This window comes from Sinomonas sp. (assembly GCF_051955515.1).
Classification (GTDB): domain Bacteria; phylum Actinomycetota; class Actinomycetes; order Actinomycetales; family Micrococcaceae; genus Sinomonas.
Map to the genome: position 1 here is coordinate 1 of NZ_JBQCGQ010000011.1, position 9,907 is coordinate 9,907.

Here is a 9,907-nt window from a genome sequence, read left to right on the forward strand (position 1 = left end):
TAAGCCCCACAGCGCCGATGGTACTGCACCCGACAGGGTGTGGGAGAGTAGGACACCGCCGGAACACACCACAACGGGTGGGCCCCACAACGCAGTGGGGCCCACACCCCTTTAACCACCCAAAACCCCCTCAACAGCCAAACCCCCCGAACCGGGCACGCCAACCCACCCCAGGCCAAACCGGGTACATAAACCGCCACCCCCACGCCCGGGAAGGGCAGTCGGCGCACCCGAAACGCCCTGACAGGGCAGTACCTGTACCCGAAACGGTAAGGGGAGGGGAGTAGGATCGCCCGCGTGGATCCTCTGTTCTCGCACGCTTCCCATTCGCCGGCTTCATCTGACTCGGCTGAAACCCCGCCCTCGCGGGTCTATCGGATGAGGGTTCCGGCTCCGCAGGACATTGCGTACAGCGCCTTCGTCGGCGACATCCATCTTTGGTGGGGCTTCAACTACACCGGTTTCGGTGAAGGCACCCACGTTTACGTCGAGGACGGAGTGATCGGGGAGGAGTCCGAATCCGGGGAAACCCAAATCTGGGGGCATGTCGTTGCGGAGGATGCGCCGTCGTCCATCGAATTCTCCTGGACGTTGGCGTGGCGGGAAGACGCGCCAACTCGGGTCCGGGTGGAATTTGCGCCCGTCGAGGATCAAGCAACCGAGGTGACCTTCACCCACAATGGCTGGGCGAGCGGCAGCGAAGGTCAAGCGCAGTATCAGAAGTACTCGGAGTGGCCCATTATCCTGGCACGATATGCGGCGTTCTTCGGCAGATCGGCGGACGCGGTCGAGACCCTTGCCTGACCCGGGAGCAGGCGGCGAAGATGCTCGCATGAGTTCATTCGAGGGATTTCCTTCAGAGAGCCTGACGTTCTACGCCGAACTCGAGGACAACAACACGCGGGAATGGTGGCTCGACCACAAGGACGTGTACGAGCGTGCCATCCGCGGCCCGATGCTAGCTCTGCTCGACGAACTGTCAGAGGAATTCGGCGAAGGGAAGGCCTTCAGGCCGAACCGTGACATCCGGTTCAGCAAGGACAAGTCGCCCTATAAGACGGCCCAGGGCGGGTATGCCTCGACGGCCGAGGGGACGGGGTATTACCTCCACCTCGACGCGGAGGGGATTGCCGTCGGCGGAGGATGCCACATGGCCACACCTCCGAAGACCGCTCGTCTGCGGTCGGCGATCGACGCCACGGCCTCGGGTGAGGAGCTCGAGCGGATCGTCGAGGCACTCCGCGGCGCCGGGTACACGATCGAGGGCGAGCGGACGCAGCGCGTCCCCCGTGAGTTCGGGGCGGACCACCCCCGCGCGGAGCTCCTCAAGCACAAGTCACTGACGGCGGGCAAGGTGCTAGGGGCGCCCGAATGGCTCGATACGCCGGAGGCCCTGGACCGAATTCGGGCTCACTGGACGGAGCTCCGACCCCTCGTTGAGTGGCTCAACGAGCACGTGGGGTAGCTTCCGGGCCTGCTAGCTCGTCGTCGGCGATCTCGGCATCGTTCGCCAGCTCGTCATCGTTGGCTAGCTCGTCGTCGAAATCATCGTCCTCGCGCGCAGCATCGGCCTCGATGAGCTTGAGCGTCTGAGTGTCCGGGTTGAGCATGATCGCGGCTTCGTCGCGCCGGTGCCGCAGAACCGTGTCAATGTACGACTGCAGCGTTTCGGCGAGCGGAACGTGACGGTCGAGCTTCTCGGACATGTACCAGCGGTGCTCGAGGACCTGATGCACCACCTCGGCCGGTTCGAGCTTTCCGGACAGTTCGCGCGGGATGGCACGGACGATCGGCTCGAAGACTTGGCTCACCCACGCGTGCGCAGCGATCTCTTCGTCCTGATCCGGGAAGTTGTCCGCGCGGAACGAGTCCATGTCGTTGAGCAGGCGCCGCGCCTGATTCTCCTGGGCATCCAGACCCGTGAGGCGCAGGAGGCGCCTTTGGTGGTGACCGGCGTCGACCACCTTGGGCTGGAGCTGGATGGTGGAGCCGTCCGGGGTGGTCTTGATCGCGTATTCCTCGACGTCGAACCCGAGTTCGTTGAGCCGCCGGATGCGGGCGCTCACGCGCCACCGCTCTCCGAGCTCGAACGACTCCTTCTCGGTGAGCTCGGCCCAGAGGTTCCGGTACGAGTCCATAATGCGTTCGCTGGTGGCGACGGGGTCCACTTCCGCATCGATGAGGCCGCCGTCGAGGAGGTCCATGAGCTCGCCGGCAATGTTCACGCGGGCGATCTCGAGATCGTACTCGCGCTGGCCGGTCGAGAGATCGGGGTACAGCTCGCCGGTCTCGGCATCGACGAGATAGGCGGCGAACGCGCCGGCATCGCGCCTGAAGAGCGTGTTGGAGAGTGAGACGTCGCCCCAGTAGAAGCCGATGAGATGCAGTCGCACGAGCAGGAGGGCCTGCGCGTCGATGAGGCGGGTGAGGGTGTCCTTGCGCAGCATCTGTGAGAACAGGGCGCGGTACGGCAGCGAGAATTTGAGGTGTCGCGTGACGAGGACAGGGTCGAGCGGCTTGCCTTCCGGGGTCTGCCGGTCCCGGATGACGGCGACCGGCTCCACGCAGGGGACGTCGAGCCGCTGGAGGCGGCGCAGCATGTGGTATTCGTGGCGGGCGATGTGCTCGCCCGTCTCCTTGACAGCGATGACCGAGCTACCGAGCTTGGCGAAGCGCACGATGTGGCGCGAGATGCCGCGGGGGAGTGCGGCGAGATACTCCTCGGGCCACTGTTCGAGCGCGATGTGCCAGGGGAGGTCTAGGAGCTCCGGGTCAGCGGCGGCCGCGGTGATGCTCAGCGACCCCATGACATTCTGGGGCGGCGGCTCCGGTAGCGGTTCTTTGCGGGGAAGCTTGCCCAGCATCTCGTAGTCGGTCGGCTCGTCCTGCCATTTGGCGCCGTTCATCGAAGCTCATTCCCGTAGAAACGGCTGTGCCCGCCGGAGTTCCGGCGGGCACAGCCTTGTGTCCCGATCAGATTAGCCGAGGCGCAGGCCCGACTTCGTGTCGAACAGGTGCACGTGGCCCTGCTGCGGACGGACCCACACGGTGTCGCCCTTCATCGGAGGACGGCGGCCATCGGTGCGGGCCACAATGTCGTGAGTCTGGCCGTTCAGGTTGGTGTGGCCGTAGATGTAGGCGTCGGCGCCGAGCTCCTCGACGACGTCGACCTCAACCGCGAGGCCCTCGCCCTGCGGCGCCGACTCGAGGTCCTCGGGACGGACACCGAGCGTCACCGTGTTGCCGGTAGCCTCGGCGAGGACGTCGCGGGCCACGGGGTACACCGTGCCGCCGAACTGCACGCCGTTGTCCACCTCGGGAAGCTCGAGGAGGTTCATGGCGGGCGAGCCGATGAAGCCGGCAACGAAGACGTTCTGCGGCTTGTCGTAAAGGTTGCGCGGGGTGTCGACCTGCTGGAGGAGGCCGTCCTTGAGGACCGCCACGCGGTCACCCATGGTCATGGCCTCGACCTGGTCGTGCGTGACGTAGACGGTCGTGACGCCGAGACGGCGGGTCAGGGACGCGATCTGCGTGCGGGTTTGGACGCGGAGCTTGGCGTCGAGGTTCGAGAGCGGCTCGTCCATGAGGAAGACCTGCGGGTTGCGGACGATGGCGCGGCCCATGGCGACGCGCTGACGCTGACCACCGGAGAGAGCCTTCGGCTTGCGGTCGAGGTACTGCTCGAGGTCAAGGAGCTTGGCGGCCTCGCGGACACGCTGGGCGCGCTCTTCCTTGGAGACGCCGGCGATCTTGAGGGCAAAGCCCATGTTGTCCGCAACCGTCATGTGCGGGTATAGGGCGTAGTTCTGGAAGACCATGGCGATGTCGCGGTCCTTCGGCGGGACGTCCGTGACGTCGCGATCGCCGATGAGGATGCGGCCGGAGTTGACGTCCTCCAAGCCGGCCAGCATGCGCAGAGAGGTGGACTTTCCACAGCCGGAGGGGCCGACGAGAACGAGGAACTCACCGTCCGCGATCTCGATGTTGAGCTTGTCCACCGCGGGCTTATCGGTGCCCGGGTACAGGCGCGTAGCGTTGTCGAACGTCACTGTTGCCACAGTAATCGTGTCCCTTCACCGGCAGGTACGTGCCGGACGATCCGTAGTGAATGGTTCATGTTGTTCAGTTGTGTGCCGTGATGTCGGCTGCCCAAGCTGGCACCGCCGATTCTGACACAGTGCGAGCCGAACCGGTGTGGGCCGGCTCACCTCAAGAAGTATGGCATAGGTCACATGGTGTTCCAAAATGTGGCATTCATCACGTGGACATTTTTGACGTGAGGTGTGCGCGGCGGAGGCGGGCGAGCAGTGTCATCGAGTCGGCGATGTCCTCCGGGGCTCCCACCCGGTGGCCCGCGGCGGTCTCGCCATCGCCCACTTTGATGCCGACGTCGTCGCTCTTCAAAGCGAGGAAGCCATCCTCGTCCGTGACGTCGTCGCCCGCGAAGAGGATCGCGTCGGCTTCGGTGACCTGCCGCAGGAAGGCGAGCCCCTCGCCCTTCGTCGCGTGCACCACGGAGCCCTCGAGGACCTGCTTGCCGTCCTTGAGGAAGATGTCTTTGCGTGCCGTGAGCTTGTCCCGCGCGGCGACGACGGCGGCCGCGCCCACCTCGGTATCGGCTTGGCGGGTATGCAGAACGCGCCCCGCCGGCTTCTCCTCGACCCAGGTGCCCGGGGCCTCGGCGGCGACCTCCGTGAACGCCACGTGAAGCGCCTCGAGCGCGTGCCGCTGGTCCGGGTCGAGCGCGAGGGGGCGCTCTTCGCCGTCGAGCCTCACCTCGGCGCCGTGGCTGCCGATCAGCAGCGTCCTGCGATCCGGCGACGCCACCTCCACGAGGCTCGCGAGCGAACGCCCCGAAACGAACGCCGTCCAGGTGCGCGGGAGGCCCGCAAGCTCGGCGACGGCGGCCGCCGTCTCGGGCAGCGGCCGCGCCTGCTCGGCGCGTTCGGCGATCGGGGAGACGACGCCGTCGAAATCCAGCGCCACCAAGAGGCGGTCGACGGCGGCGAGCCGCTCGAGCGCGGTGCGGAGACTCTCGGGGATGCCGCTCTTAGCCATGGGTCACCTCTGCGAGCCGGTTGAGGAAGGCGGCAGACCATTCCTCGACATTGTGGACGATGATCTGGCGGCGCATCGCCTTCATGCGGCGGCTCGCTGCGCCGGCGGGCATGTTCGCGGCCGCGACCATGGCCTCTTTGAGCCCCGCGATGTCGTGCGGATTGATCAGAAGGGCCTGCTTGAGCTGGTCGGCGGCGCCCGCGAATTCGCTCAGGACGAGCACGCCCGTGCCATCGCAGCGCGCCGCGACATATTCCTTGGCCACGAGATTCATGCCGTCGCGGAGGGCCGTGACGAGCATGACGTCTGCAGCGAGGTAGAGCGCCACCATCTCTTCCACCGGATAGTTGTGGTGCAGATAGCGGACCGCGGTGTGCTGGAGCGTGTCGAACGCGCCGTTGATGCGGCCTACCGTCCCCTCGACCTCCTCGCGGAGCAGTCGGTACTGCTCGACGCGCTCGCGGCTCGGGCTCGCCACCTGGACGAGCGTGACTTCGCCGACCTTCACGCGCTCGTCCACGAGGAGCTCCTCGAACGCCTTGAGCCGGTGGCGGATGCCCTTCGTGTAGTCGAGGCGATCGACGCCGAGCATGATCGTCTTCGGATCGCCCAGGTCGTGGCGGATCTGCCGGGCGCGCTCCTGGATGTCCGGGCGCTGAGCCAGGTTGGAGATCCGGTCGGTGTCAATCGAGATGGGGAAGGCCTCCGCGCGCACCGCCCGCTCGCCCTTGCCCACCAGCAGCTGGGTACCCTTGCCGGCCGCGCCGCCGTAGCGGCGGGCGCAGCGGCCGAAGTTCACCGCGTCGTTGGGGCGCTGGAAGCCCACCAGATCCGCGCCCAGCAAGCCCTCGAGGACCTGACGGCGCCACGGGAGCTGCGAGAAGATCTCCGGCGGCGGGAACGGGATGTGGTTGAAGAACCCGATCCGGAGGTCCGGCCGCCTGGCGCGGAGGATCGCCGGGACAAGCTGGAGCTGGTAGTCCTGCACCCACACGGTCGCCTTGTCGGCCGCCCTGGCGAGCACCGCGAGGGCGAAGCGTTCGTTGATCCGCCGGTACGCGTCCCACCAGGTCCGGTGGAACTCCGGGGGAGCGATGACGTCGTGGTACAGGGGCCACAGGGTCGAGTTGGAGAAGCCCTCGTAATACAGCTCTACTTCGCCCGCCGAGAGGCCCACTGGGATGAGGGCCATGCCGTCATGCTCAAAGGGCTCGATCTCTTCGTCAGGGGAGCCCATCCAGCCGATCCACGCGCCGTCGGACTTTTCCATGATCGGGGCGAGCGCTGTCACCAAGCCGCCAGGCGACCTCTTCCATCCGTCGTCCGAGCCGTCCGCGGCCCTGTCGACCGGCAGGCGGTTGGCGACCACCAGGAAGTCATAGGATCCCCTCGCATTGCCCTCTTTTGCCGTTGTGTCTGGTGCTGTCCGTTCAGTGTCCTGAGCCACTCTCGCGCTACCTCGCATTCACTGGAATCTCCTCATAACCCTACCCGGGGCCCTTGCGATGGCGGTCACAGGCCGGTAAAGGAACCTGCACCGGCGCCCGGACGTTGCGCGAAATGGAGACCCTTGACGGGGGAGTGGAAGGCTGCTGGCATACACTGTCCCCGTCTCCGCGATCGGCGTGCAGTCCCGCGCGCCGCGAAACTGACACGAGGAACGATGAGCCCCTCCAACCAACCACGCCCCACCAAGGCTGAGCGCACTGCCGCAGCCCGCGAGAAGGCCCGCCAGATCCGAGAGGCGCAGCTGAAGAAGGAGAAGCGCAACAAGCTCCTCCTCCGCTGGGGCGTCGTCGTGGCGCTTGTCGCTGTGATCGCGATTGTGGCGCTCGTCATCACGACGACCATGCGGCAGAACGCGCCCATCGCCGACAGTGGGCCCAGCCCCGCCAACATGAACGCCAACGGCGGCATCACGTTGGGCAAGGGCACCGCGGTCACCGCCGCGCCCGCCGCGAACGTCAACCTGTCGAGCGTGCCGACCCCCACCGCCCAGCCCACCGCAAGCCAGGCCGCCAACGCGCCCGGCGTCGAGGCCGCGCCCAAGGGCCAGCCCGCGAAGGTCGTGGTGTACGTGGACTTCATTTGCCCGGTCTGCGGCGATTTCGAGAAGACCAACGGGGACACCCTGACCCAGCTGCGCAACGACGGCAAGATCACGCTCGAGTACCGGCCGATCGGCTTCCTCGACTCGCGCTCGACCACCAACTACTCGTCCCGGGCCGCCGCCGCGGCCGCGTGCGTCGCCAACTCCTACCCGGACAAGTACGCCGACTTCTTCAACGACCTCTACGCCCAGCAGCCCGCTGAGGGTTCCGCTGGCCTCTCCGACCAGCAGCTCAAGGACATCGCGTCCAAACGCGGGGCCGACATCTCCAAGTGCGTGGACGACAAGACCTATAGACCCTTCGTCAAATACACCACCGCGCTTGCCGCCGCGGTCGGCGTGACCGGCACCCCGACCGCGTTCGTCGACGGCAAGCAGTGGGGCATCGGTGATTCCGCCAAGCAGTCCTTCCAGGACTTCCTGCAGGCGGATCTCGACGCGAGGGCCAAGGCGTAGCCTTTCCGCTTGCCCTTCCCGCGGGGCGTCCTGGGTTAGCGCACGACGGCGGCCCGGTCCCCTTGGTGGGGCCGGGCCGCTTTGGCTTTGGGGGATTGTTGCTTTGCCCTGCGAGGCTTTCGTCGGTTTCTGAGGCGTGGGCCCGAGGCGCTACGCTTGTCTGGTGCGCCTGCTGCGTCCGGCGCCCCCTTAGCTCAGTTGGCCAGAGCATCTGTCTTGTAAACAGAGGGTCGCCGGTTCGAATCCGGCAGGGGGCTCCGTGATCCCAAGGGCTCCGGCGGAGTGCTCGCCCTCCGGGAACCCGACCTCCCCCTATTTCGGCGCGCCGCTTTCCGGTGGCCACGCGCCGCCTTGCGGGCCGAGGGGCAGCTGGACCAGGCTCTGCGGCAGCACGGGGCCGTCGGCAGTTCCCAATGTCTACTCTCGGGAGAGATGTGAGGCAACCGCAAGGCCGTCCGGCCGCCTCGCAACACCGGTGGTGGGGCGCGAGACGATGCCGCCAACGTGTGCCGCCGGCGGGAGCTGCCGAACCTGCCCGGCCACTGCAGCTCCCCGGCATCGCCGTGATGACCATCCTGCAGTCTCGTAGAAGCTGCAGTCCTGGGGGATTTTGGCGGACGTACGCTGAGCAGGAAGCGGAACCTGTTCGCCGGCGGCTGAAGCCGCCCCCGAAGCGTCCGGTCGGGTCGGCCGCTAGTCGCTTCAGGAGCGCTTCGCCATACGCCGCTCGGGCTTGGCCTGCCTGTTCGTCCTCCACGATGCGCTGACCGACCTGCCAGTAGGTCGCCGGCATGACCGCGGTGGCACTGCGGGCAGCCGTTGCCCAGCTCGCTCGAGCAGCTCGACGACGTCGGGCAGGACGGGGTCGTAGCCGTCAGTGGGGGGGAGTCGTAGACAGCTGGTCTGCTTCCATGGCCGGGCCTGCTGGCCGGGGCTTTGCTCCCGGTGTCGGCGCTACTGGTTCCTGGACGGGGTTGCCGAACGCCGCGCCCGGTCGGCCCAGCCCATGCGGCCTACGAGTGCACCCAAGCGCGGCTGCGGGGCTCTCGGCGTTCAGTTAGTAGAAACAGGTTTCGGATCCCCCGGGATGGAGTCGGCGCCGGCGGGGCCGACCCCGTCCCGCTCGGGAGTGAGCACTACCATTGATGCATGGCCGCCAGCCGCAATCCGCTCGATGACCTACGCGGAACGATCAGCCATCTGGCAGATCAGCTCAAGCTTCCCGGTTCGGAGCGCGTGGACGAGCTGGTCGGCGATCTCATCGGTGCCAGGCCGGGGCCGGCCCGGCCACTGTCGGAGGTGCAGGCCGAGCTCGATGCGCTGGTCGGGCTGGAGACCGTGAAGGAACAGGTGCGGGCCCTCGTCGCGTTGCTGCAGGTCCAAGCCCGCCGCAAGGCGCACGGCCTGCCGGAGGTGGCCACCTCGCAGCATCTGGTGTTCCTCGGGAACCCGGGCACGGGAAAGACGACCGTGGCGCGGCTCCTGGCCGAGATGTACCGCGCGGTCGGCCTGCTCCAGAAGGGTCACTTGGTCGAGGTCGACCGTTCGGGCCTGGTGGGGCAGTACGTCGGCGCGACCGCCATCAAGACGGACCGGGTGATCCGCCGTGCGCTGGACGGCGTCCTGTTCATCGACGAGGCCTACGCACTCGCCCCGGAGGACGGTCGGATGGACTTCGGCCCCGAGGCGATCGAGGTCCTGCTCAAGCGCATGGAGGACCACCGCCACCGCCTGGTCGTGATCGTGGCCGGGTACCCGCGACTGATGGAGTCCTTCCTGCTCTCGAACCCGGGGCTGCGCTCGCGCTTCGCCCGCGAGATCACGTTCCCCGATTACTCGGTCGAGGAACTCCAGACGATCTTCCACCAGATGCTCGCCCAGCACGAGTACACGCTCGGGCCCGGCGCGGACCAGATGCTGCGCCGCATCCTCGCCGGGCTCCACGCCGGGGAGGACTCCGGCAACGCCCGATTCGCCCGCACGCTGTTCGAGCAGGCGCTCAACCGCCAGGCGCTGCGGCTCTCGCGCGACGGGGAACAGAGCCTCGACGCGCTCGACCGCGAGGCCGTCACGACGCTCACCGCCGACGACATCGCGGAGGCCGCGCTGGCCCTGGGCGAGGAGCCCGAGCCGGAGCCGGCGCCGGAACCGGAACCGGAGCAGCAGCCAAACTGGTGGCGCCGCTGGCTGCTCTGAGGCGACCTGCAGCGGCTCTCAGCCGAGAGATCGTCCCTCCCCCCTTGCACGACAGCGGAACGGTTCTGCCTTCGCCCGCTCGGGGCC

Annotated in this window: 8 protein-coding genes, 1 tRNA gene and 1 pseudogene; 5 read left to right on the forward strand and 5 right to left on the reverse strand. The window is 67.3% G+C overall.

Features of this window, described 5'->3' with window-relative positions; all coding sequences use genetic code 11:
* The first annotated feature begins 297 nt into the window (after positions 1 to 297).
* Positions 298 to 804 carry an SRPBCC domain-containing protein gene (locus ACTHL9_RS00720; protein WP_440516710.1) on the forward strand — a complete coding sequence of 169 codons (507 nt, stop codon included), beginning with the start codon at positions 298 to 300 and terminating at the stop codon, positions 802 to 804.
* A gap of 28 nt (positions 805 to 832) precedes the next feature.
* Positions 833 to 1,465: a DUF2461 domain-containing protein gene (locus tag ACTHL9_RS00725; protein ID WP_440516711.1), complete on the forward strand. Its 633-nt coding sequence runs from the start codon at positions 833 to 835 to the stop codon at positions 1,463 to 1,465.
* Here ACTHL9_RS00725 and ACTHL9_RS00730 read toward each other — a convergent pair.
* From ACTHL9_RS00730 to ACTHL9_RS00745, 4 genes are all read right to left on the reverse strand, one after another.
* Complete coding sequence (locus ACTHL9_RS00730; RefSeq protein WP_440516712.1) at positions 1,446 to 2,906, reverse strand: DUF4032 domain-containing protein; 1,461 nt, start codon at positions 2,904 to 2,906, stop codon at positions 1,446 to 1,448. The genes ACTHL9_RS00725 and ACTHL9_RS00730 overlap by 20 nt on opposite strands.
* 72 nt (positions 2,907 to 2,978) lie before the next feature.
* Complete coding sequence (locus ACTHL9_RS00735) at positions 2,979 to 4,058, reverse strand: ABC transporter ATP-binding protein (RefSeq protein ID WP_440516713.1); 1,080 nt, start codon at positions 4,056 to 4,058, stop codon at positions 2,979 to 2,981.
* 199 nt (positions 4,059 to 4,257) lie between these two features.
* Positions 4,258 to 5,058, reverse strand: a complete 801-nt coding sequence (gene otsB, locus ACTHL9_RS00740) for a trehalose-phosphatase (protein ID WP_440516714.1) — start codon at positions 5,056 to 5,058, stop codon at positions 4,258 to 4,260.
* Complete coding sequence (locus ACTHL9_RS00745; protein WP_440516715.1) at positions 5,051 to 6,523, reverse strand: alpha,alpha-trehalose-phosphate synthase (UDP-forming); 1,473 nt, start codon at positions 6,521 to 6,523, stop codon at positions 5,051 to 5,053. Before ACTHL9_RS00745 ends, otsB begins: the two co-directional genes overlap by 8 nt.
* A gap of 198 nt (positions 6,524 to 6,721) precedes the next feature.
* Here ACTHL9_RS00745 and ACTHL9_RS00750 point away from each other — a divergent pair, with 198 nt between their 5' ends.
* A complete protein-coding gene (locus ACTHL9_RS00750; RefSeq protein WP_440516716.1) occupies positions 6,722 to 7,624 on the forward strand; it encodes a DsbA family protein in 903 nt (300 codons plus the stop codon).
* A 183-nt stretch (positions 7,625 to 7,807) separates the two neighbouring features.
* Positions 7,808 to 7,881, forward strand: a tRNA-Thr gene (locus tag ACTHL9_RS00755).
* 404 nt (positions 7,882 to 8,285) lie between these two features.
* Here ACTHL9_RS00755 and ACTHL9_RS00760 read toward each other — a convergent pair.
* Positions 8,286 to 8,444 (reverse strand): annotated as a pseudogene (locus ACTHL9_RS00760) (DUF1016 N-terminal domain-containing protein); the annotation flags it as partial.
* 329 nt (positions 8,445 to 8,773) lie between these two features.
* On the opposite strand from ACTHL9_RS00760, the gene ACTHL9_RS00765 reads away from it, so the two are divergent.
* Positions 8,774 to 9,820 carry an AAA family ATPase gene (locus tag ACTHL9_RS00765; RefSeq protein WP_440516717.1) on the forward strand — a complete coding sequence of 349 codons (1,047 nt, stop codon included), beginning with the start codon at positions 8,774 to 8,776 and terminating at the stop codon, positions 9,818 to 9,820.
* Positions 9,821 to 9,907: the final 87 nt, after the last annotated feature.

Bases quoted from the DNA above. Each gene is read 5' to 3' on its own strand.
- ACTHL9_RS00750 (WP_440516716.1), top strand. From the start codon at position 6,722: ATGAGCCCCTCCAACCAACCACGCCCCACCAAGGCTGAGCGCACTGCC.
- ACTHL9_RS00745 (WP_440516715.1), bottom strand. From the start codon at position 6,523: ATGCGAGGTAGCGCGAGAGTGGCTCAGGACACTGAACGGACAGCACCA.
- ACTHL9_RS00730 (WP_440516712.1), bottom strand. From the start codon at position 2,906: ATGAACGGCGCCAAATGGCAGGACGAGCCGACCGACTACGAGATGCTG.
- ACTHL9_RS00765 (WP_440516717.1), top strand. From the start codon at position 8,774: ATGGCCGCCAGCCGCAATCCGCTCGATGACCTACGCGGAACGATCAGC.
- ACTHL9_RS00725 (WP_440516711.1), top strand. From the start codon at position 833: ATGAGTTCATTCGAGGGATTTCCTTCAGAGAGCCTGACGTTCTACGCC.
- otsB (WP_440516714.1), bottom strand. From the start codon at position 5,058: ATGGCTAAGAGCGGCATCCCCGAGAGTCTCCGCACCGCGCTCGAGCGG.